The organism is Actinoplanes sp. NPDC023801 (assembly GCF_040639655.1).
In the GTDB taxonomy this organism is placed as follows: Bacteria; Actinomycetota; Actinomycetes; order Mycobacteriales; family Micromonosporaceae; genus Actinoplanes.
Map to the genome: position 1 here is coordinate 138,404 of NZ_JBFAAI010000010.1, position 20,907 is coordinate 159,310.

The following is a 20,907-nucleotide window of genomic DNA, read 5'->3' on the forward strand; positions in this document are numbered from 1 at the left end:
AATAGACACGTGGGAGCAGAACTCAGCCTCGATGAGGCCATCGACCTGACCCGTACGGGCGACATCTGGATCTTCCGTGGGCGATCCGGACCGGACCGGGCCATCCAGACCCTCACCAACAGCCCGGTGAACCACGTCGGGATGTCCCTGGTGATCGAGGACATGCCACCGCTGATGTGGCACGCCGAGCTCGGCAGATCACTCCCGGACATGTGGTCCGGCAAGTTCCAGCGCGGCGTCCAGCTGCACGACCTGCGCGACGCCGTCACCGTCTGGGCGCGCCGCTACGGCCAGCGCGGCTGGCTGCGGCAACTCGACCCCGGCGTCACCGGAGCCATGGAGGACAAGGCCCTCAAGACGGTCGCCCGCCTCGACGGCACCCCGTTCCCGTCCACCTCTCAGCTCGCTGCCCGCTGGGCACGCGGCCGGGTGCCGCAGATCCGGCTGCCCTGGCAGGAGAAGAAGGTCAGCGAGGCCACCCTGGAGAAGGCGTACTGCGCCGAGGTGGTCGCGGTCACCTACGAGGACATGGGTCTGCTGCCGCGCGGCCGTAAGGCGAACTGGTACGACCCGGGCCGCTTCTGGAGCGGCGACGAACTGGAACTCTGCCCCGGCTACAAGCTCGGCGACGAGATCGCGGTCCGGGTACCCGAGGCCTGACCCGCCGGTCCGCGTCCCCGTACCGGCCGCCGGAGGACTGCCGCACCGGGCGGCGCCGGCCACCGGGAGAAACGACTGTCGCGCACCGCTGTCTCAGTGTGCCCGAGACAGTGATGCGCGACAGTTCCGCGATGCGGTCGTGGTCAGCGGGTGCGCCGGCCGCCGCTGCGAGCCGAGAACGCCGCCGCGCCGCCGGACGCGCCGGTGGCGGTGGGACGCTGCTGGGGCGTACCGGATCGGGGTGCGGAAGCGGAACCACGAGCCTGCCCGGACCCGCGCTGCTGACCGGAGGTCCGCGCCTGGCCCGCGTTCGTACCGTGAGCGGCCGTGCGATCCGGGGAGGCCGCCCGCCGCCCGCGTCCGCCGTCGCCGGCCTGGCTGACGGCTGGCGTGTCAGTGGTCCCGGAGGCGCCGGGCCGGCCCCGCCGTGGCCGCCGCGACCGGGACCGCCCGGCCGGGCCGCCGTCCACGGATGCGCCCGAAGTGGCCGCCGCCGGACCGGCCGTACGCGAGGACGTCGCCGGGCGGGAGGAATCGGCCCGGGACGCTGCCGCCGGACGGGTCGCCGGAGCCGGGGGAGCGGGCGCCACGAAGGTCCGCTCGCCGGGCGCCAGCTGCGCCAGCAGGGAGTCGCCCGGACGGGTCCTGGTGGTCACCGGGCGGATGCCGGCCTTGCGGGCCAGGTCACGCACGTCGGACTGCTGCTCGTCGGTCATCAGCGTGATCACCGTGCCGCGGGCGCCGGCCCGCGCGGTCCGGCCGGACCGGTGCAGGTAGGCCTTGTGCTCGACCGGCGGGTCGGCGTGGATCACCAGGGCGACGTCGTCGACATGGATGCCGCGGGCCGCGATGTCGGTGGCGACGAGCGTCTCCGCGGTGCCGTCGGAGAACGCCGACAGGTTGCGGTTACGCGCGTTCTGCGCCAGGTTGCCGTGCAGCTCGACGGCCGGGACCCCGGCCGCGTTCAGCTGCCGGGTCAGCACCTTGGCCCGCCGCTTGGTGCGGGTGAAGACCACCGACCGGCCGGGCGCCGACAGCAGATCGACGAGGATGCCGAACCGGTCGTCGTCACGGACGTGCAGCACGTGATGGTCCATCTCGACGGGGGCCTGCGCCGCCGCGTCCACATGGTGTGTCACGGGCCGGCGCATGAACTTCTGCACCAGGATGTCCACCCCGTTGTCCAGGGTGGCCGAGAAGAGCAGCCGCTGCCCGCCGGCCGGGGTCTGCGACATGAGCCGCCGTACCACCGGCAGGAATCCCAGGTCGGCCATGTGGTCCGCCTCGTCGAGCACGGTCACCTCGACCGACTCGAGTGAGGCGTGCCCACTGCGGATGTGGTCGTCGAGCCGGCCCGGACAGGCGACCAGCACGTCGACGCCCGCCTTCAGCGCCTTGATCTGCGGGTTGGGTCCGACGCCGCCGAACACCACGAGGGTGCGCAGGCCGGCCGCGTCAGCCAGCGGGCGCAGCGTCGCCTCGATCTGGGTGGCCAGCTCCCGGGTGGGCGCCAGGATCAGCGCGCGGGGACGGCCGGGCTGCGGCTTGCGGGCCGCGGCCGCCAGGCGGGTCACGAGGGGGATCACGAAGGCATATGTCTTGCCGGAGCCCGTGCGTCCGCGGCCCAGCACGTCGCGGCCGGCCAGCGAGTCGGGCAGGGTGGCCGACTGAATGGGGAACGGGGTGCTGATCCCGAGCCGGTCCAGTGCCGTGGTGAGGACGGCGGGCACGCCGAGCTCGGTGAAGGTGGTCATGAAGCTGGGAACTCCCGATGGTCTAGGCCAGCCTGCCGGCGGTGTCGCACAGCGGCTGATCTGATCATTTTAGCTCGGCACCCTCCGCAACCGGTTCGCACCCGAAGGCGAACCGGATGGCACTCAGCGCACCCCATCTTTCTCCTCAGTGCCGGACGTCCCCCCGACCCGGCCGGTTCTGCGAGGAGACCCCCGATGAGCGCTGAGACACCTGCGATCGAGCGGCGTGGCGAGGACATCGTCCGGGCGAACATGCCGCTCGTCGGGCATCTGGTCCGCGAGATGCTGGCCCGTGTTCCCTCACACGTCAACCGGGACGACCTGTTGTCGGCCGGCTATGCCGCGCTCGTGGCGGCCGCCCGCGGTTTCGACCCGGAGCGCGGGGTGCCGTTCCCGCGCTTCGCTGCCGCCAGAGTACGCGGCGCGCTGCTGGACGAGCTGCGCGGCCTGGACTGGGCCAGCCGGTCGGTACGGCAGCGGGCACGGCGTACCGACTCGGCTCGCGAGGAGCTGATGAAGGAGCTGGGCCGTACCCCCACCGTCCAGGAGGTGGCCGAGAAGCTCGGATGCACCGTGGAGGACATCGAGAACGGCGAGGGTGACGTGCACCGCGCCACCGTCTTCAGCCTGCAGGGCTTCGCGACCGCCACCGCCGACGACATCGTCACCGAGCCCGGCGCGGGCCCGGAGGAGATGCTGCTGCGCCGGGAGCGGTTCGGCTATCTGCAGCACGCCGTCGACGCCCTGCCGGAGCGTCTGCGCGTGGTGGTGCGCGGGTACTTCTTCGAGGAGCGGCCGATGGCCCAGATCGCGGCCGAGCTCGGGGTCAGCGAGTCCCGGGTGTCGCAGCTGCGGGCCGAGGCGCTGGTCCTGCTCCGGGACGGGCTGAACACCCACCTGGACCCGGCTCTCGCGGCCGAGAACCCGCCGAAGGAGGGCTGTGTCGCCCGGCGGCGGGCCGCCTACTACGACAAGATCGCCAGCCGCGGGACGCTGCGTACCCGACTTGCCCTGACCGGCACCGACGGCCTGCCGCTGGCGGTCGCCTGAGACTCCTCCCGGAGTGCGGGGCCCGCCGCGGTTCGCGGCGGGCCCCGAAAAACCTCACGCGTTGGCGCAGGTCCCGGCCTTCTTCTGGGCGGCGATCGCCTTGTCGGCGCCAAGCTTGTAAAGGGACATACCCTCCTTGGCCGGCTCCAGCTTCCAGGCGTCCTGCTCGTAGACCATCGTGTACGACTGGGCAGCCACCAGTTGCTTCGCGATGATGACAGCCTTGTCGGTGCCTTCCAGGCGGGCGCTGGTGAGCTGGATCGCCAGGCCCTTGCGGGAGCAGGCGGTGTTCAGCTTCACGTAGTCGTCCTTGCTGATCGCCTGCTTGCCGGCCGAGGTGTACATCTCCCAGGCCCCGGCGAAGTCGCCGCCGCTGAACCGGTCGAAGACCGTCTGCGCGGCGGCCTTGGCGCCGTCCAGGGTCTTCGGCTCGGGGCCCCCGGCCGCCGCTGCCGCCGCGGCGTTGCCGTCCGGGTCCTTGCTCTCCTCGGAGCAGGCGGCGGCGAAGGACAGGGTGGCGGCCGCGGCGAGGGCCACGGCGCCTAGACGCAGGTGCTTCGGGTGGCTGTTGTCCATGTCCCGGTTAATGCCGACCGGCCGCCGCGCGTAACGGCCCCGGCGTGTCGAGACGGATTCCGGACACTTGCGCCCCAGGCCGTAACCCGAGACGCCTGAGCTATTCTGGGCGTTTGCCGAATGCTCCACGGGCAAACAAAATGGCAACCATAGAAATGGTTGCCGAACGCCGGAATGATAGCACGAAAAGGGGCGACTTTGTCAAGCTCGAGCGCCGACATCGATTCCGAGCAGGCGTACTTGACCACGCTCTACCAGCGCCTGGATCAATTACGTGAGCAGGCGGACAACAGGTTGCGCGCGATCCTGCTGGAGGGCGGCGGCACCCCTCAGGGCCGCGCCCAGCGGGAAGCCACCCGCAGCCACTATGCCGAACAACTGGCCCAGTTCAATTCCGTCGAGAACGGCCTGTGTTTCGGGCGTCTCGACTTCTCCGCGGACAGTCCGCGTTATATCGGGCGGCTCGGCATCTTCGCCGAGGACCGCGGCGCGGGTCCCCTCCTGGTGGACTGGCGTGCCCCGGCCGCCCGGCCCTTCTATCTCGCCACCGCAGTCAGTCCCGACGGCGTCACCCGGCGACGGCACCTGCGCACCCGCGGCCGGGTCCTCACCGGCATCGACGACGAGGTGCTCGACATCGAAGCCGGCGACGGCACCGGGCGGGAGGACGTGACCGGTGAGGCGGCGCTGCTGTCGGCGCTCACCGCGAACCGGACCGGCCGGATGCGCGACATCGTCGAGACCATCCAGGCCGAGCAGGACGAGGTGATCCGGTCCGGGCTGCCCGGCGCCCTCGTCGTCCAGGGCGGGCCCGGGACCGGCAAGACAGCGGTCGCGCTGCACCGGGCGGCGTACCTGCTCTACACGTACCGCGAGCAGCTGACCCGGTCCGGTGTACTGATCCTCGGGCCGAACACCACCTTCCTGCGCTACATCTCCCAGGTGCTGCCGTCGCTCGCCGAGACCGGGGTGTTCCTGGCCACCCTCGGCGACATGTTCCCCGGGATCCGTGCCCGCGCCGCCGAGTCACCCGAGGTCGCCGCGTATAAGGGCGGCCTCGGCATGCTCGACGCGCTGGAGAACGCGGTCGCCGACCGGCAGACACTGCCCGACGACTTCGTCGAGGTCGACCACGACGGCTACCCGCTGCGCATCGAACGCGAGGTGCTGCTCGCCGCGCGTACCGCCGCCCGGCGCTCCGAACGCCCGCACAACGTGGCCCGGCAGGTCTTCGTGACCGAGGCCATCCACCAGCTGTCCCTGCAGATCGCCGAGCGGATCGGCGCCGACCCGCTCGGCGGCGACAACCTGCTCTCCGAGGCCGACCTCGCCGAAACCCGGCGTGAGCTGCGCGAGGACGTCGACGTGCAGCAGGTGCTGTTCGACTTCTGGCCGGTGCTCACCCCCCGGCAGGTGCTGCGCGACCTGCTCAGCGACGCCGGCCGGCTGGAGTCGGCCGGGCTGCCGGCCTCGCTGCTGCGCGACCGGTCGGCCGGCTGGACCCCGGCCGACGTACCGCTCCTCGACGAACTTGCCGAACTCCTCGGCGTCGACGACACGCTCAAGGTCCGCGAGCAGCAGCGTCAGAGAAAGGCCGCCATCGAGTACGCCGAAGGCGTCCTGGAGATCGTCGAAGGTTCCCGGTCGCTCGACTTCGAGGACGAGGGCGCCGAGAAGGACGAGATCCTCTCCGCGCTGGACGTCGTCGACGCGGGCGCGTTCGTCGAACGTCACGAGGTGATCGACACCCGGACCGCGGCCGAGCGCGCCGCCGCCGACCGCACCTGGGTCTTCGGGCACGTCATCGTCGACGAGGCGCAGGAACTGTCCCCGATGGCCTGGCGGCTGCTGATGCGCCGCTGCCCGAGCCGGTCGATGACCGTGGTCGGTGACGTCGCCCAGACCTCCGAACTGGCCGGTACCACCACCTGGGAACAGGTCTTCGAGCCGTACGTGGCGCAGCGCTGGCGGATGGTCGAACTGAGCGTCAACTACCGCACCCCGGCCGAGGTGATGGCGGTCGCGGCCGACGTCCTGGCCGCCGTCGACCCGGCACTGCGGCCACCCCGGTCGGTACGGTCGTCGGGCGTCACCCCGTGGGCGCGGCGGGTGACACCGGCCGGTCTCTCCGAAGAACTCATCGCGGAGGTACGCAAGGAGGCCGCCCTCATCGAGGAGGGCCGACTCGGCATCCTGGTGCCCGACCGGCTTGAGGCGTCCCTCGGCGCCGATCTGGTGGCCGCGGTCCCGGGCGCGGCCGTGGGGGAGCAGCCCGACCTGCTCAACCACGTGGCCCTGATGACCGTCCGCCAGGCCAAGGGCCTCGAGTTCGACTCGGTCCTGGTGATCGCTCCCGACGAGATCATCGCCGAGTCGCCGCGCGGCCTCTCCGATCTGTACGTGGCGGTCACCCGGGCCACCCGGCATCTGGGTGTCCTGCACACCGCCGACCTCCCGAAGGTCCTGTCCTCACTCGCCTGACCCGTGTGGTGACCTGCGGCGGCGCTCGTGCCGCAGGTCACCGCGTTGCCGGTGTTGCCTCGCGGATGTGGTGATGTGCGGCGCGTATGGGGTCGCGCATCACCACGCTCGTGGGCCGGCACCGCTGGATGGGGCATAACGGGATTTAGGCTCTATAGCCTCTGGGGCATGGCGGAATTTCGTGTTGGTGTGGCCAGTGTCGATGAGATGCGGCTGGTGGCCGGCTGGGCCGCGGCGGAGGGGTGGAACCCCGGCGATGGCGACGCCGCTGTCTTTCACCCGGCCGACCCGGGCGGGTTTCTGATCGGGCGGCTGGACGGGCGGGCGATCACCTCGATCTCCGCGGTCCGCTACGGGAGCGGGCACGGGTTCATCGGGCTCTACCTCACCGTTCCGGAACACCGGGGACAGGGCTACGGGTACCGCACCTGGCAGGTCGGCATGGACCGGCTCGCCGGCCGCAACATCGGGCTCGACGGGGTGGTAGCTCAGCAGGGCAACTATCGCAGGTCCGGTTTCCGCGAGGCCTGGGTCACGACACGGTTCCAGGGGACGCCGGCCGGGGCGCAACGGGCCGCCGGCATCGAGGTCGCCGATGCGCGGAGTGCCGGGTTCGACGAACTGGCGGCCTATGACCGGCGGTTCTTCCCGGCGGAACGGGACGCGTTCCTCGCCCTGTGGATCACGGCTCCGGAACGGCGCGCGGTCGTGGCCCGGCGGGGTGGGGCAATCGCCGGCTTCGCGGCACGGCGCCCGGCCGGCGACGCCGACCGGATCGGACCGCTGTTCGCCGACTCGCCGGAGATCGCCGAGACCCTGCTCGCGGCGTTGAGCGGCGATCCCGAGGCGCCGGTCATGATCGACGTACCGGCGGACCACCGCGCAGCGACGGCTCTGGCCGAACGGGTCGGGCTCAAAGCCGCCTGGGACACCGCCCGGATGTACACGGGCGGCGTGCCCGACATCGATCGGAGCGGCATCTACGCCGTGACGACACTCGAACTCGGCTGACAACCAAGGCCCCTACCGGCTGTCACGCACCGCTGCCCAAGCAGCCTCAAACAGCGCTGCACAACAGCCGTTCCCGGCGGCTGGACGTAACCGCTGCCTCAGTGGTCTCGAGACAGCGGTGTGCGACAGCCGGTTTTGGTGGCTGGGCGTTACCGCTGTTTGGAGGTGTTGAGGTGGCGGTGGGGGACAGGTGGGGACTGGATGACGGGCGTACCGGATCGAGGGCTTGGGATCGGCGGTGGACGTGCCACCGGCCCGGTGTCCTGGAGGACACCGGGCCGGTCTGGTGATTCAAGGTCAGGCCGCGGTGGACCGGGCGCCACGGCCGATTGAGGTGTGGCCGTGCGCGTTGGTCATCGCCAGGCGGCTGCGCAAGTTGGTGTTGCCGGCGATGGTGGCGTAGTAGGTGGCGCGGCGGCGGGCCGTGATGCTCTCCGGGTTGTCCGGCACCGGCGCCATCTCCGGGTTGAGGTGGGTGTTGAGGCCGTCGCGCAGCAGCGAGAGCGCCTCGGCGCGCAGCTGGGAGACACGCGACTCGGTGACGCCGAGGTCGGTGGCGATCTCGGCCATCGGCCGCTCCTGCAGGAAGTACTCGGTGACGACGGTCTGCAGGCGCTCCGGGAGCGAGTCGATGGCGTGGTGCAGGTAGCCGATCTGCTCGCGGCGCAGCAGCATCTCCTCCGGGCCGGGCTCGCGCTCGGTGACCAGGTCGTCGGCGCTGCTGGTGGTGAAGCCCTGCAGTGACAGGACGGTGGCGCGCTGCACGTCGGTGTCGGTCTGGTGCAGGTCGGTGGTGGTGGTGCCGAGAGCCTGCGCCAGTTCCTCCGGCGACGGCGTACGGCCGAGCGTCGTGGTGAGCTGCTGCCGGGTGACGTCGGTGTTGCGGGCCTTGGACCGCACCGAGCGGGTCGCCCAGTCGAGGGCGCGCAGCTCGTCGAGGAGGGCGCCGCGGATGCGGGTTCCGGCGAAGCGGTGGAACGGGACGCCGCGCTGCGGGTCCCAGCCGCGGGCCGCGGTGACCAGGGCGTGCAGGCCGGCGCTGGTCAGGTCATCGCGGTGGATGTGGTTCGGGATGCGGCTCAGCATGTCCCGCACCAGGTGACCGACCAGCGGCATGTGCGTGCGGATCAGGTCCTCCTGCTCGCGCACGGTGAGCACGGGCGTGGCGGATGCGGTGTCGGCGGTGAGGTCGGCAGCGGTCGTCACGGTGCTGGTCATGTAGTTTCCCCCGGTTGCTCGTCGGCGCCCCTGGCTGGGTGGGCACCGGCTGACAGGAGAAACTTTCAAGCGCGGAGGGTGCAGCCTCCGGTCACGGACAGTTGCGCTCGGGTTGCGCTGGCCCGCCGTTTTCCGCGATGGCCTTCCATCGGCTGCCGGGGGGCCCGGTTGAGACTTCCCGGAGCGGTGAGGCAAGGTGTCCCGCATGGACCTGACCGACACGGGTACGGCCGTCAACCTCATCTCCGGCCTGGTGATCCTGACCGGCGTCATCGGCGTGATCGTGCCGGTTCTGCCGGGGCTCCTGCTGACCTGGGGCGGAGTGATGCTCTGGGCCGTGCTCGGTGAGGGCTCGGGCGGGGCGCGGCTGCTGGTCGCGGTGATCGCCACGCTGATCGCCGTCGCCGGCCTGGTGATCAAGTACCTGTGGCCCGGCAAGAAGCTGAAGGACACCGGCGTGCCCACCTCGGCCGTGGCGGTCGGCGGTGTGCTGGGCCTGATCGGCTTCTTCGTGGTGCCGTTCGTCGGCCTGGTGCTCGGCTTCGTGCTCGGCGTATGGCTGATGGAGCTGCGCCGGCTCGGCTCCGAGCGCGCCTGGTCGTCGACGCGTTCGACGATCGGGGCGGTCGGCCTCTCCCTGCTGGTGGAGCTGGCCTCGGCCCTGCTGATCGCGGTCGTCTGGCTGTTCGGCCTGGCCTTCGCCTGAAGCCGCAGGTCGTCTAGGGCTGTGTCCCGGGCGCTTCCACTGCGGCGGCGGAGTCCCGCAGGCGGCGCTGCCGTCGCTGGGTGAGCAGGAGCAACAACGGGACCGCGGTCAGCGCGGCGGCCACCGACGCGGCCGCGACCACGGTGAACCCGGTCGGCCCGGACGGGTGCGCCGCCGTGGCTCCGGCGGCGGTGCCGGACGCGATCGGCGGCGCCGCCGCGGCCGAACTGGCGGCGGCGACCTCCTCCGGCGTGACCAGCTTGCCGACCGAGCTGCCGGCCGGCAGGGAGAAACCCCAGTCGAGCAGCGCGGCGCCCTGTTCCCAGCCACGTTTCGGGCGGGCCTCCGCGCCCAGCAGGGTCGCGACGAGGGTGCGCCCGTTCCGGGTGGCCGCGCCGACGTAACTGTGCCGGGCCACGGTGGTGAAACCGGTCTTGCCGCCGAGCGCGCCCGGGTAGTTGTAGATCAGCTTGTTCTCGTTCTGGAACTGGAAGCCGCCGACCTTCTTCGGTTTGGTCTGCGCCGGCATCCGCGCGATCCGGGTGAGCACGTACTTGCGGAAATCGGCGTTCGCGAAGCAGACCCGGGCGATCAGCGCGAGATCGTACGAGCTGGTGAACTGGCCTTTCCCGTCGAGTCCGGACGGGGTGACCGCATGGGTCTGGCGGGCGCCGAGCGCGGCGGCCTTGGCGTTCATCGCCGCCACGGTTTTCTGCAGCCCGTCCGGCCCGCCACCGCCGGCGAGCCGGGCCAGCGCGTTGGCCGCGTCGTTGCCCGAGTTGAGCATCAGGCCCAGCCAGAGCGTCGAGATCGAGTAGGTGCCGCCCTCCACCAGGCCGACCGCCGAACTGCCCGGCTCGATGTCCAGGTCGCCGCGGGTGACGGTCATCTTCTGCGCCGGGTCGAGCTGATCGATCGCGGTCGCGGCGAGCAGCATCTTCTGCACGCTGGCCGGGGTCTGGTGCACGTGCGGGCCGCAGGCGCCGAGCACCTCGCCGGTGTCCAGGTCGGCGACGAGCCAGGTGGTCGCGGTGAGGGCGGGCGGCGCCGGGCTGCCCGCCGGGACGACCAGGCCGCGTGTGGCGAGGGCCTGCCCGCCGACCGCCATGTCCTCGGCGACGTCGGCCGGGGGAACGGGCCGTGGCGGGGCGCTCGGCTTCGCGATCAGCGGCTTCGGGCAGGGGATCTCGGCGGCCGCGGCCGCTGCGGCGGGGGACGGGGCGCCGATCATCGGGACGGCGAGGAGGACGGCGGTCAGCGCCGGCACGAGCACTCTCACGGCCAGCGGTCTCCGGCGGCGAGACGGCGGTCGAGGAGGGTCTGCAGCGGGATCGGCTCCCCGTCGCCGCCGCCCGCACCGACGATCAGCCGGGCGGCGCTCGGGGTGAGCTCGGCACCGGTGAACCGGGCCCGCAGCGACGGTGCCACGGTGAGCACGTAATACTCCCCGTCCTCGCCGACGGCCACCGACCGGTCCGATTTGAGATACCACCCACGGACGTGCGTCTTGTACGTCGATCGGCCGTCCAGGCTGCGCGCGGAAAGCACGTGCGGCCGCAGTCCGGCCTCGCCGGCCAGCCGGACGAACTCGTCGAGCAGCGCCTCGGCCCGGCGCGCCTCCGCGGCCCGGTCGGCCTCCAGCGCTGCGGCTCGAACGGCCACGGCCCGCCGTTGCTGCTCCCGCCAGACAGCCTGCTCGTCCTGCATGGCGCCGACCCTAACGTGGGACCCCGGCGGCGGCCAACCGGGCTTTGAAGGATTCGGCTCCCATTCGCCAGTCCCATTCCGATAACTAAGTGGAAAGAATTGCCGGATCGCGGTCAGGAGTTGCGCCACGGACGCCTCGCGCGCCAGACTGAGGCTTATTCGCGACCTACCCTCAGTCTCACTCGAGCGTAGGCCGCCGACGGAGGCCTCCACCGTCGCGAATATGCCTCACTGGGCGCGGTTGAATTATTCTTCTCGGGAGTCGTTATGGCGCGGCAGGTAATCACCACCCTGATCGACGATCTGGACGGCAACAAGGCGGATCGGACTGTCGAGTTCAGCCTTGACGGCGTCAGCTACACGATCGACCTTTCCGAGGCCAATGCCGGCAAGCTGCGTAAGGCTCTGGACCCGTTCATCAGCGCGGGCACCCGTCTGGGACGGACCGCGCCGGGCCGCATCCCGTCCCGTGGCGCCGCTCCGGCCCGCACCGCCGGGTCACGTGACGAGAACCGGCTGGTCCGTGAGTGGGCGATCCGCAACGGGCACCAAATCTCCGAGCGGGGACGCATTCCGCAGGAGGTCAGCAACGCCTACCGGGCCGCGCACGGCCGCTGATTCGCAACGGTTGTCACCGTGCCGGTGTGCATACCGGCACGGTGGGTGACCGCTGGGTGAGAAATCCCACCCCCTGCGAATTGGGCGCGGAATTTCATTCCGGGCGGCTCAGCCGTGACGCAGTCGGGGCAGTTCGGCGGCCACCGCATCCAGCACCTTCTCGTCGCCCGCGTACCAGCTCGACTCGCGCGGCCAGTGCGTGATCACATCGGTGAATCCCAGCTCCCGGGCGCGACCGATGGCATCCGTGAATGCGTCGACGCTGCTCATCGAGAACACCGGTGACGAGTCCAGGTTGAGGTAACGGTCCATCGCGTCGCGCGGACGGCCGGCGGCGTCGAGGGCCGCGTCGAATCGATCCCGGATGACGGCCACCTCTTTCCACCACAGTTCCGCATCGTCGGACTGCGGGCCGGTGGTGACCCAGCCGTCGCCGAAGCGCACCGCCAGGCGCAGCGCCCGTGGCCCGTTGGCGGCGATCACGAACGGCGGCCGTGGCTGCTGGACGGGGCCGGGGATGCTGCGCGCGTCGACGGCCGAGAACCACTCGCCCGACCAGGTGGTCGACGGCTGCCGCAGGATGGTGTCGAACAGCTCCAGGAACTCAGCGAACCGGTCGACCCGGGCGCGCGGTGTCAGCTCGGGGCCGCCGAGCACCGCCGAGTCGAAGCCGATGCCGCCGGCGCCGAGCCCGAGGATCAACCGGCCGCCGGAGATGTCGTCGAGTGCGGTCGACTCGCGCGCGAACCGTACCGGATGCCGGAAGTTCGGGGTCGCCACATACGTTCCCAGGCGGATCCGGGACGTGACGGTCGCCGCCGCGGTGAGGGTCGGCACCGAGTCGAACCACGGGCCGGCGATCAGGTCCCGCCAGCCCAGATGGTCATAGGTCCAGGCATGGTCGAAGCCGTACTCCTCGGCGAGCCGCCACCGCCGGCTCGCGGCGGACCAGCGCTGGTCGGGAAGGATCACGATGCCGATACGCACCCGGCGAGCCTAGCCTCAGGCGGTCTGCCGGTCCTGATGCCCCGTCTCCTCGGGCGAGGCGGCCACCTCGAACGCCTGCAGAGCCCGGAGCAGGTCCTGCTGAGCGGCCGGCGACATCCGCTCGAGCACGCCGGCGAGCGCGGCCTGGCGGCTCTCCCGCAGGCCCGCCAGGAGCCGGCGGGAGGCCGAGGTGAGCAGGAGCCGCACCTCGCGGCGGTCCCGGGGGTCGGCGACCCGGCGGAGCATGCCGGTCGCCTCGAGACGGTCACAGAGGCGGCTGGCCGACGACGGCACCACGTCGAGGGCCTCGGCCAACCGGCTCATGTTGGTGTGCCGGTTCTCGGCGACGATGGTCAGCACACGCAGCTGGGCGGGCGGGACCGTCGGCTGCTGGGCGAGCCGGGCCCGTTCGAGGACGGCCACCAGTGCCTCCACCGACGACTCGACAGCCGCGGCGATCTCGGTGGAACGCTCCATCGGTGTTTTCCCGTCATTGCAAGTCGGCGGGGCCCGTAAACCTACTCGTATACCCGGCCGGCCGTGCTGTAAACAGCATCAGCGTCGCCAATCCAAGCAGACCATGACCGCGTCATCGTCCGGTTCGGCTCCGGCATGGTACTCGCGCAAGCCCCGCATCACCGTACCGACCGCCTCCGTGGCGGGCTGCAACCGTGTCCGGCGAAGTGCGGTGACCAGGGCGGCCTCACCGTATGGCGGCATGTCGGCGGGGGCAGCCGCGTGAACGCCGTCACTGACGACCAGCATCCGGTCGCCCGGTTCCAGATGGAAGCGCTGGATCTCGTAGCGCGCCTCACCGAACATGCCGAGCGGCAGTTGCTGTTCCAGCGGCACCTGCTCGATGCCGCTGCCCCGGGCGATCAGGCAGTGCGGCGAGCCGGCGTCGACCGCGGCCACGCTGCCGCTGATCAGGTCGATCTCGAGGAGCAGGGTGGCGGTGTGCAGGCTGCCGCCGTACCGGGAGTGGATCGCGTCGGAGGCTAGTTCGGCCTGCTCGACGATGTCGGCGCCGCAGCGGCGGGCGTTGCGCATGGCGTTGACGGCCAGTGAGGTGAGCAGAGCCGCCTCCACGCCGTCGCCGTCGCCGTTGAGCACGGTGAGGGTCAGCCGGTCGCCGTCCAGGGCCCAGTCGAAGTGGTCGCCCCGGACGGCGTACGCCGGCTCGAGCTGCCCGGCCACCAGGAAGCGTTCGTCGCCGAGGGACCGGCCGGGCAGCAGATCCCACTGGAGTTCGGCGGCCATGGTGAGCCGCGCCCGGCGCTGGGCCCGGCGGTAGCGGTCGGTGGCCGTCCCGGCCGCGCGCAGTGCGGTGGCCAGGTCGTCGCTGTCGGTGGAGAGTCGATCGGAGAGGTCGTCGGCGGGCGGGGCGGGCAGTTCCACGCGGAGGACGCCGAGGCGCTCGCTCCAGCAGGTCAGCGGCAGGTGCAGCCGGACCGGGCCGGACGGCGCGTGGTCGACGCTCGCGCGCTGGCTGGCGAAGCAGCGCAAGGCGGCGGCCCCGTCGGCGGGCTCGGGCTCGCCCAGCAGGGGGAGCAGGCGAGTCCCGGTCAGATCGGGCACGAGTACCTCGACCGCGCCCGCGGAGAAGTGACGGCGCAGATGCTCGGCGGTCACCTCAGGCAACCGGTCCGGTGGAGCGGCTCGCAGAAGCGAGCCGAGGGACATCGGCTGATCTGACATTCCGGACCCCTCTCTCGCGAACCGACGACAGGATGTTTGTTATACGGCAAGCAAATCGCGCCGGTGCCACCCACCCAGGGCGACCCGGCGCGATGAGCCCTTTCAGGCAAACGACTTCTCGAAGTGGATCAGACTTCCGCTGCGCGGGCTGGAGTGCATGCGAACGTTCTCGCCCAGCGCCCTGATCAGGAGAAGGCCCCGCCCGCGCTCGCTGGTCGGCGAGGGCGCGGCGTCCACCGCGGGATCGAAACCGGACCCGTGGTCCAGCACGTCGATGGAGCAGTGATCTTCACCCACGTCGAGGCGAACCTCGAAGTTCTCCACCCCGCCCGCGTGCTTGACCACGTTGGCACACGCCTCGGTGAGGGCGATCTCCAGATCGGCGCCGGCCTGACGATCCACACGAAGAGTCGTCAGGGCGCACCGCAACAGCCGTCGCACGGCGGGGACACTGTCCACCTCGCGGGGCAGATTGAGCCGAACCGACATGCGCATGCGTCTTATGTGCCCGATCACCCCTCCGATTAACCGTGACTCCGGTGACCCGGTCCCCGATTCGTGTTATCCATGTGGGCCCCGTGCGTCTCCTTGTACAGCGCACGGAGGAGTGGGAGAGACATGGTGGGACAACCCGACACGGCGACCGTGGCAGCCGCCCGCGCCGGAGACCCGGTGGCGGTCGACCGGCTGGTCGCCGGCTATCTGCCGCTGGTCTACACCATCGTGGGCCGTGCCCTGGAGGGGCACGCCGACGTCGACGACGTGGTCCAGGAGGTCATGCTCCGGGTGCTGCGCAACCTCGGCGAGCTGCGCGACCCGTCGGCGTTCCGCTCCTGGCTGGTCGCGATCACCGTGCGCCAGGTGCGGGAACGCTTCCGCGGCCGGCCGCCGGCGGTGCCTCTCGACCCGGACCTGAGCGACCCGGGCGCCGACTTCACCGATCTGGCGATCACCCGGCTGGAGCTCTCCGGGCAGCGCCGGGAGACCGCCGAGGCGACCCGCTGGCTCGACGACGACAACCGGGAACTGCTCTCGCTCTGGTGGCTGGAGGCTTCCGGCGAACTCACCCGGGACGAGATCGTCGAGGCGAGCGGGCTGGGCCGCCAGCACGCCGCGGTCCGCATCCAGCGGATGAAGGGTCAGCTCGAGACGGCCCGCGCGGTGGTCCGGGCGCTTCGCACGCCGCGCTGCGCGGAACTGGCCGGCCTGCTCACGTCATGGGACGGTCGTCCCAGTCCGCTCTGGCGCAAACGTATCGCCCGGCACACCCGCGACTGCATGCACTGTGTCCCCGCGTGGCAGGGCCTGGTCGAGGCGGAACGGCTTCTGGCGGGCATGGCGCTGGTCCCGATCCCGGCCGGCCTCGGCTCCGCCTTCGGGCACGGCAGTCTTCTCTCCGGTACGGCCACGACGGCCACGACCGCAGTGCACGCCGCCCCTCTGAACATCGCGGCGAAGGCGGGCGTCCCGCTGCTCCAGAAGGCGCTCGCCGGGGTGCTGGCCACCGGTGTGGTGGCGGGCGGTGGTGCGGTCGTCTACACGTACCGCACCCCGGCGGAGCCGATCACCACCGCGGCGGCCGTCGCATCACCGCAAGCACCGCCCGCGTCGGCAGCCGTGCCGCCGTCGCCCACGCCGTCCCGGACCAGCCCGTCGGCGTCGCGCCCGGCGTCGCCGTCGGCGAACCCGGCCAGCGTGGCGCCGCCCGTGACGCGCTCGGCGAAGAAGGGCGCGGCGGTGTGGAAGTTCGCCGGATCGAAGGCGGCCCTCAAGGACGTCGGCGCCTCCTGGTACTACACGTGGGCGGTGCACAACGACGACGCTCCCGGCCCCGCCGGCGTCGAGTTCGTGCCGATGATCTGGGGCGGTGCCAACGTCGACGACGCCACCCTCAAGCAGGCGAAGGCCGAGGGCGACGTGCTGCTCGGTTTCAACGAGCCGGACCTGGCCGAGCAGTCGAACATGACGGTCGAGGCCGCCCTGGCCGCCTGGCCCAAGCTCGAGGCCACCGGGATGAGGCTGGTCAGCCCGGCGGTGGCGTTCGGGGGTGACACGCCCGGCGGCTGGCTGGACCGCTTCATGAAGGGTGCCTCCGCGAAGGGCCTGCGGGTCGACGCGATCGCGCTGCACTGGTACGGCTCCGACTTCAGCGCCGCCTCGGTCAACCAGTTCCTCGGCTACGTCGACGCCGTGCACAAGCGCTACGGCAAGCCGATCTGGATCACCGAGTTCGGCCTGATCAATTTCAGCGGCTCACCGAAGTACGCGAGCGACGCTCAGAAGGTCGCCTTCATCAAGGGCACCACGGCGGGCCTGAAGAAACGGTCGTACGTCGAGCGCTATGCCTATTTCGGCCTGCCGGCCGTGGGGGACAGCGTCGACTTCGGCCTCTACCGCGACGGCGACAGCCCCACCGAGGCGGGCAAGGCCTACCGCGCCGCGGGCTAGAGTCGGGTTCATGATTCGGTTCGGGTACAAGGCGTCGGCCGAGCAGTTCGCGCCGGCTGAGCTGCTCAAGTACGGCATTCTCGCGGAGGAGCTGGGTTTCGACTCCGTCTTCGTCAGCGACCACCTGCAGCCGTGGCGGCACGACGGCGGCCATGCTCCGGCGGCCCTGCCCTGGCTGGGTGCGCTCGCGGCGCGGACCGAGCGGGTGCTGATCGGGACCAGCGTGCTGACACCGACGTTTCGTTACCACCCGGCCGTGGTGGCGCAGGCCTTCGCGACGCTCGGCTGCCTGGCGCCGGGCCGCGCGATCCTCGGTGTCGGCTCCGGCGAGTCGCTGAACGAGGTGCCGCTCGGCACGCGGTGGCCGGACGGCAAGGAGCGGTTCGCTCGTCTCAAGGAGGCGGTGCTGCTGATCCAGAAGTTGTGGGCCGAGGACCGGGTCACCTACGAGGGACAGTTCTACCAGACTGAGAACGCCACGATCTATGACAAGCCGGATGTTCCGGTGCCGGTCTACATCGGGGCGTCCGGCCCGGCGGCCACCCGGCTGGCCGGGCGGATCGCGGACGGGTTCATCACGACCAGCGGCAAGGGGCACGCGCTCTACACCGACACGCTGCTGCCCGCGGTCACCGAGGGAGCCGAGAAGGCCGGCCGCAAGATCGACGACCTGGACCTGCTGATCGAGGTCAAGGTGTCCTTCGACGACGACATCGAGCGGGCCCGCAACGACACCCACTACTGGGGAGCGCTGGCGCTGTCGCCGGAGGAGAAGACCGGCGTCGAGGACCCGGTCGAGATGCAGCGGCTCGCCGACGCCCTCCCGGTCGAGCGGACCGCGACCCGGTGGATCGTCTCGTCGGATCCGGCCGAGCATGCCGCCAAGGTCGCCGAGTACCTCGACATGGGCTTCAAGCACCTGGTCTTCCACGCGCCCGGCCCGGACCAGGAGCGGTTCCTGCGCCTGTACTCGGAGCAGATCCTCCCGCAGTTGCGCTCCCGCACCTGACCGTTCCCCCGCTGTCACCCACCGCTGTCTCGCGGGTGCTGAGGCAGCGGTGCGTGACAGCCGGGGTCTGGGTCAGACCGAGCGGAGATGGCCTCGGCCGCCGCCGGAGCCCCCGCCCTCACCGTTGATCACCCGGAGATTGGGGCGGCCCTGGGTACGTGGGCGGTTGAGGTCCACCTCGGGGCGGCCGTCCCGCCAGCGGCGCCGATTCAGGGCCTCAGCCGCCGGCCGGTAGGGGATCGGCCGGCCCGCCGCCCCCCGGCGGTCCAGGGTGATGTCGGTGCGCTGGCGCTCCGGTCCGCGGCGTTCGGAACCCCGCCGATCCGGGAAGCCCAGGCCCGTGCTGTTCGGTAGGGCGGGACGCGCGGCTGTGGCGGGATTCGGGGCGGGCCACCGATCCGGGTTCTGGGCCGGCGAGGCGATCGGTCGGCGCGGGGCATTGACCGGACCGGCGAGGACCGAACCAGCGTTGACCGGGCCCGGGAGAACCGCACCAGCGTTGAGCGGGCCGGGGACGACCGATCCGGCGTTGACGGGGCCTGGGACAACCGCACCGGCGTCGATCGGGCCGGTGAGGATCGGTGCGGGCGCCGGCCGGGACGCGCCGCCGGTCAGCACCACGATGCTCCCCGCCGAGGGGGTACGCGTCTTCCGGCGGCGGGCCAGATACTCCCTGGCCACCGCATACATGGCGGTGACCAGCGGCGTGCCGCCGAACCCGGCGTGTGCGGCGACCGGTATCTCGGTGACTCGCAGCCCGGCGGCCCGGGACCGTACCGCGAGCAGCGGTTCTCCGTCGCGGCCGTCGCCGCGGGCCGGATCGGTGCCGGCGACCCGGGGCAGTCCGAGGCGGCCGGCCCGGTCGCGCCGGAAGGCCCGCAGGCCGGAACCGGGGCCGGACGGGCGGCAGCCGAGGAGCACGCTCATGAACCAGAGCAGGATCAGGTCGGTGCGCCGGGCCGGCCGGCAGCCCTCGGCCACATCCGCTCCGGCGCGAAGCGCTTCGACGTACCGGGGCAGTGTCGCCGGGTCGGCTGAGCCGTCGCCGGGCAGCGTCACGACCACGTCCTTCGTTGCGGCGGCCACCCCGCAGGCGACAGCGTTACCGATGCCGTAGCGGGTCTGACGGATCACCCGCGCGGGCCGGGGCAGCGGCAGCACCGTGTCCTCGTCGGGACCGACGACCACGATCACCTCGTCCACCGCGGGCAGCCCGGCGAACATCAGAGGCAGGTGCCCGGTGGACTCGGCCGGGATCACAACGCTCACGGAGAGTGACTGCGGTTCTGGCATGTGAAACGACTCCCGGCTCGGTGGCGTTGCTGCGCCCGAAGCTACCGGTCCGCAACCGGCCTGCACCCTGGCCTATCGGCTGATGGTGATCATCTGCGCGGACCGAAGGGCCGGCGACGGTCCGTGCGGGTTGTCGGGTCGTCACGCAGCGTACAGAAATTGGGTAGGGTGATCGATGTGAAACTCGGTCTGCACATCTCCTCCTTCACCTGGCCCGACGGTGCACAGCACCTCGGTCCGATGTTCGCCGGCATAGCGTCGGCCGCCGACGACGCTGGTTTCGACCGGATCAGCGTGATGGACCACGTCTGGCAGATCCACGTGAACGGCCCGCCCGAGATGGAGATGCTGGAGGCCTGCACGGCGCTCGGCTTCCTGGCCGCGCACACTCACCGCGCGAAACTGCTCACCCTGGTGACCGGGGTGGTCTACCGCGAACCCGGCCTGCTGGCCAAGGCGGTGACCACGCTCGACGTGCTCTCCGGCGGCCGGGCCATCCTCGGTGTCGGCGCCGCGTGGAACGCCGAGGAGTCGATCGGGCTCGGCCTGCCGTTCCCGCCGACCGCCGAGCGGTTCGAGCGGCTCGAGGAGGCGCTGCGGATCTGCCGGCAGATGTTCGGCGGCGACGAGACCCCGTTCGCCGGGAAGCACTACCGGCTGGACCGCCCGCTCAACTCGCCGCTTCCGCTGAGCCGGCCGCGTCCGCCGATCCTGGTCGGCGGCGGCGGGGAGAAGAAGACGCTGCTGCTCGTCGCGAAGTACGCCGACGCCTGCAACCTGATGAACGACGACGCCCTGCCGCACAAGCTGGACGTACTGAAACGGCACTGCGACGCGGTCGGCCGGGACTACGACGAGATCGAGAAGACGGTGCTCTACCGTTTCACCGACGACCCGGCCGAGACCGCGACCGCGGCCCGCCGGTTCGCCGGACTGGGCATCACGGTCATGCACGGCCCGGTCCGTGACGTGTGGCAGAGGACCGGGCAGCTCGCCCGGCACGTGGAAGCGGTGGGGAATCTGTGAGCATCGAAGCGGTCGTCTTCGACCTGGACGGCGTCATCATCGACACCGAGGAGGTGTGGGAGGAGGTCCGGCGCGGTTACGTCGCCGAGTTCGGAGCCGAGTTCCTGCCCGACTCCCAGGACCGGATGATGGGCATGAGCACCGGGGAGTGGTCCGCGCACCTGGCCGACGAGGTGGGCGTGCCCCGTACGGCCGAGGAGGTCGCCGCCGACGTCCTGGGCCGCATGGCCGGGCGTTACCGCGAGGCCCTGCCGGTGATCCCCGGCTCGGTCGAGACGGTGCGGGCGCTGGCGGGCCGGTATCGGCTGGCCCTGGCCAGCTCGTCGGCGCGGATCCTGATCGACCAGGTGCTGGCGACGGCCGGGCTGACCGATGTCTTCGAGGCGACGTTCTCCACCGAGGAGGTGCCGCGCGGCAAGCCGTATCCCGATGTCTATCTCACCGCGGTCGCCGCGCTGGGCCTGACGCCGGACGTCTGCGCGGCGGTCGAGGATTCCAGCAACGGTCTGCGGTCGGCGGCGGCGGCCGGCCTCACCGTGATCGCGGTGCCGCACGGCGTCTACCCGCCGGCCGAGGATGCCCTGGCCGGCGCGCGTCTCGTGGTCAAGTCGATCACGGAGGTAACGCCGGACTCGATTTCGAACCTGTGAGATCGGTGTGAAAAT

General features: G+C 71.4%; 20 protein-coding genes. 10 read left to right on the plus strand and 10 right to left on the minus strand.

What is annotated here, in order from left to right; translation table 11 throughout:
- The first annotated feature begins 9 nt into the window (after positions 1-9).
- Positions 10-660: a hypothetical protein gene (locus AB0G04_RS19810; RefSeq protein ID WP_360984281.1), complete on the plus strand. Its 651-nt coding sequence runs from the start codon at positions 10-12 to the stop codon at positions 658-660.
- A gap of 143 nt (positions 661-803) precedes the next feature.
- Here AB0G04_RS19810 and AB0G04_RS19815 read toward each other — a convergent pair whose 3' ends face one another.
- The gene (locus AB0G04_RS19815; protein WP_360984284.1) at positions 804-2,414 is read right to left on the minus strand and encodes a DEAD/DEAH box helicase; all 1,611 of its coding nucleotides are present in this window, start codon (positions 2,412-2,414) and stop codon (positions 804-806) included.
- A gap of 195 nt (positions 2,415-2,609) precedes the next feature.
- Here AB0G04_RS19815 and AB0G04_RS19820 point away from each other — a divergent pair, with 195 nt between their 5' ends.
- A complete protein-coding gene (locus AB0G04_RS19820) occupies positions 2,610-3,464 on the plus strand; it encodes a sigma-70 family RNA polymerase sigma factor (protein WP_360984287.1) in 855 nt (284 codons plus the stop codon).
- Positions 3,465-3,518: 54 nt separating this feature from the next.
- Here the strand turns inward: AB0G04_RS19820 and AB0G04_RS19825 are convergent, their stop codons facing one another.
- Entirely contained in the window at positions 3,519-4,040 is a 522-nt protein-coding gene (locus AB0G04_RS19825) for a hypothetical protein (protein ID WP_360984290.1), read from the minus strand.
- A gap of 174 nt (positions 4,041-4,214) precedes the next feature.
- Between AB0G04_RS19825 and AB0G04_RS19830 the strand changes: the two genes are divergently transcribed.
- Together AB0G04_RS19830 and AB0G04_RS19835 are read left to right on the plus strand one after the other, a co-directional pair.
- On the plus strand, positions 4,215-6,521 hold the full coding sequence (locus AB0G04_RS19830) for an AAA family ATPase (protein ID WP_360984293.1): 2,307 nt from the start codon (positions 4,215-4,217) through the stop codon (positions 6,519-6,521).
- 189 nt (positions 6,522-6,710) lie between these two features.
- On the plus strand, positions 6,711-7,532 hold the full coding sequence (locus AB0G04_RS19835; RefSeq protein ID WP_360984296.1) for a GNAT family N-acetyltransferase: 822 nt from the start codon (positions 6,711-6,713) through the stop codon (positions 7,530-7,532).
- Positions 7,533-7,829: 297 nt separating this feature from the next.
- Here the strand turns inward: AB0G04_RS19835 and AB0G04_RS19840 are convergent, their stop codons facing one another.
- On the minus strand, positions 7,830-8,750 hold the full coding sequence (locus tag AB0G04_RS19840) for a FliA/WhiG family RNA polymerase sigma factor (RefSeq protein ID WP_360984299.1): 921 nt from the start codon (positions 8,748-8,750) through the stop codon (positions 7,830-7,832).
- Between the two features lie 205 nt (positions 8,751-8,955).
- Between AB0G04_RS19840 and AB0G04_RS19845 the strand changes: the two genes are divergently transcribed.
- Complete coding sequence (locus tag AB0G04_RS19845; protein ID WP_360984302.1) at positions 8,956-9,456, plus strand: DUF456 domain-containing protein; 501 nt, start codon at positions 8,956-8,958, stop codon at positions 9,454-9,456.
- Positions 9,457-9,469: 13 nt separating this feature from the next.
- Here the strand turns inward: AB0G04_RS19845 and AB0G04_RS19850 are convergent, their stop codons facing one another.
- Together AB0G04_RS19850 and AB0G04_RS19855 are read right to left on the minus strand one after the other, a co-directional pair.
- Positions 9,470-10,687, minus strand: a complete 1,218-nt coding sequence (locus tag AB0G04_RS19850; RefSeq protein WP_360984656.1) for a serine hydrolase — start codon at positions 10,685-10,687, stop codon at positions 9,470-9,472.
- Positions 10,688-10,731: 44 nt separating this feature from the next.
- Positions 10,732-11,163: a hypothetical protein gene (locus AB0G04_RS19855; protein WP_360984305.1), complete on the minus strand. Its 432-nt coding sequence runs from the start codon at positions 11,161-11,163 to the stop codon at positions 10,732-10,734.
- A 267-nt stretch (positions 11,164-11,430) separates the two neighbouring features.
- Between AB0G04_RS19855 and AB0G04_RS19860 the strand changes: the two genes are divergently transcribed.
- Complete coding sequence (locus AB0G04_RS19860) at positions 11,431-11,781, plus strand: Lsr2 family protein (RefSeq protein WP_360984308.1); 351 nt, start codon at positions 11,431-11,433, stop codon at positions 11,779-11,781.
- Positions 11,782-11,889: 108 nt separating this feature from the next.
- Here AB0G04_RS19860 and AB0G04_RS19865 read toward each other — a convergent pair whose 3' ends face one another.
- The 4 genes from AB0G04_RS19865 to AB0G04_RS19880 form a co-directional block, all read right to left on the minus strand.
- Positions 11,890-12,768 carry an LLM class flavin-dependent oxidoreductase gene (locus AB0G04_RS19865; RefSeq protein ID WP_360984311.1) on the minus strand — a complete coding sequence of 293 codons (879 nt, stop codon included), beginning with the start codon at positions 12,766-12,768 and terminating at the stop codon, positions 11,890-11,892.
- 15 nt (positions 12,769-12,783) lie between these two features.
- The gene (locus tag AB0G04_RS19870; RefSeq protein WP_360984314.1) at positions 12,784-13,245 is read right to left on the minus strand and encodes a MarR family transcriptional regulator; all 462 of its coding nucleotides are present in this window, start codon (positions 13,243-13,245) and stop codon (positions 12,784-12,786) included.
- Between the two features lie 78 nt (positions 13,246-13,323).
- Positions 13,324-14,466, minus strand: coding sequence for a PP2C family protein-serine/threonine phosphatase (locus AB0G04_RS19875; protein WP_360984317.1), 1,143 nt, complete (start codon positions 14,464-14,466; stop codon positions 13,324-13,326).
- 102 nt (positions 14,467-14,568) lie between these two features.
- Positions 14,569-14,961, minus strand: coding sequence for an ATP-binding protein (locus tag AB0G04_RS19880; protein WP_360984320.1), 393 nt, complete (start codon positions 14,959-14,961; stop codon positions 14,569-14,571).
- Between the two features lie 123 nt (positions 14,962-15,084).
- Between AB0G04_RS19880 and AB0G04_RS19885 the strand changes: the two genes are divergently transcribed.
- Both AB0G04_RS19885 and fgd read left to right on the plus strand, forming a co-directional pair.
- Complete coding sequence (locus AB0G04_RS19885) at positions 15,085-16,914, plus strand: sigma-70 family RNA polymerase sigma factor (protein ID WP_360984323.1); 1,830 nt, start codon at positions 15,085-15,087, stop codon at positions 16,912-16,914.
- 10 nt (positions 16,915-16,924) lie between these two features.
- Complete coding sequence (gene fgd / locus AB0G04_RS19890) at positions 16,925-17,923, plus strand: glucose-6-phosphate dehydrogenase (coenzyme-F420) (protein WP_360984326.1); 999 nt, start codon at positions 16,925-16,927, stop codon at positions 17,921-17,923.
- Positions 17,924-17,995: 72 nt separating this feature from the next.
- On the opposite strand, the gene AB0G04_RS19895 is transcribed toward fgd, so the two are convergent.
- Positions 17,996-19,192, minus strand: coding sequence for a glycosyltransferase (locus tag AB0G04_RS19895; protein WP_360984329.1), 1,197 nt, complete (start codon positions 19,190-19,192; stop codon positions 17,996-17,998).
- 201 nt (positions 19,193-19,393) lie between these two features.
- Here AB0G04_RS19895 and AB0G04_RS19900 point away from each other — a divergent pair, with 201 nt between their 5' ends.
- Together AB0G04_RS19900 and AB0G04_RS19905 are read left to right on the plus strand one after the other, a co-directional pair.
- A complete protein-coding gene (locus AB0G04_RS19900; protein WP_360984332.1) occupies positions 19,394-20,242 on the plus strand; it encodes an LLM class F420-dependent oxidoreductase in 849 nt (282 codons plus the stop codon).
- The gene (locus AB0G04_RS19905) at positions 20,239-20,892 is read left to right on the plus strand and encodes an HAD family phosphatase (RefSeq protein WP_360984335.1); all 654 of its coding nucleotides are present in this window, start codon (positions 20,239-20,241) and stop codon (positions 20,890-20,892) included. Before AB0G04_RS19900 ends, AB0G04_RS19905 begins: the two co-directional genes overlap by 4 nt.
- Positions 20,893-20,907 lie beyond the last annotated feature (15 nt).

Excerpts from the sequence above, each read along its gene's own strand:
- AB0G04_RS19860 (WP_360984308.1), top strand. The coding sequence starts at position 11,431 with ATGGCGCGGCAGGTAATCACCACCCTGATCGACGATCTGGACGGCAAC.
- AB0G04_RS19880 (WP_360984320.1), bottom strand. The coding sequence starts at position 14,961 with ATGCGCATGTCGGTTCGGCTCAATCTGCCCCGCGAGGTGGACAGTGTC.
- AB0G04_RS19820 (WP_360984287.1), top strand. The coding sequence starts at position 2,610 with ATGAGCGCTGAGACACCTGCGATCGAGCGGCGTGGCGAGGACATCGTC.
- AB0G04_RS19845 (WP_360984302.1), top strand. The coding sequence starts at position 8,956 with ATGGACCTGACCGACACGGGTACGGCCGTCAACCTCATCTCCGGCCTG.
- fgd (WP_360984326.1), top strand. The coding sequence starts at position 16,925 with ATGATTCGGTTCGGGTACAAGGCGTCGGCCGAGCAGTTCGCGCCGGCT.
- AB0G04_RS19870 (WP_360984314.1), bottom strand. The coding sequence starts at position 13,245 with ATGGAGCGTTCCACCGAGATCGCCGCGGCTGTCGAGTCGTCGGTGGAG.
- AB0G04_RS19815 (WP_360984284.1), bottom strand. The coding sequence starts at position 2,414 with ATGACCACCTTCACCGAGCTCGGCGTGCCCGCCGTCCTCACCACGGCA.
- AB0G04_RS19855 (WP_360984305.1), bottom strand. The coding sequence starts at position 11,163 with ATGCAGGACGAGCAGGCTGTCTGGCGGGAGCAGCAACGGCGGGCCGTG.
- AB0G04_RS19830 (WP_360984293.1), top strand. The coding sequence starts at position 4,215 with ATGATAGCACGAAAAGGGGCGACTTTGTCAAGCTCGAGCGCCGACATC.
- AB0G04_RS19840 (WP_360984299.1), bottom strand. The coding sequence starts at position 8,750 with ATGACCAGCACCGTGACGACCGCTGCCGACCTCACCGCCGACACCGCA.
- AB0G04_RS19885 (WP_360984323.1), top strand. The coding sequence starts at position 15,085 with ATGGTGGGACAACCCGACACGGCGACCGTGGCAGCCGCCCGCGCCGGA.
- AB0G04_RS19875 (WP_360984317.1), bottom strand. The coding sequence starts at position 14,466 with ATGTCAGATCAGCCGATGTCCCTCGGCTCGCTTCTGCGAGCCGCTCCA.
- AB0G04_RS19850 (WP_360984656.1), bottom strand. The coding sequence starts at position 10,687 with ATGATCGGCGCCCCGTCCCCCGCCGCAGCGGCCGCGGCCGCCGAGATC.
- AB0G04_RS19825 (WP_360984290.1), bottom strand. The coding sequence starts at position 4,040 with ATGGACAACAGCCACCCGAAGCACCTGCGTCTAGGCGCCGTGGCCCTC.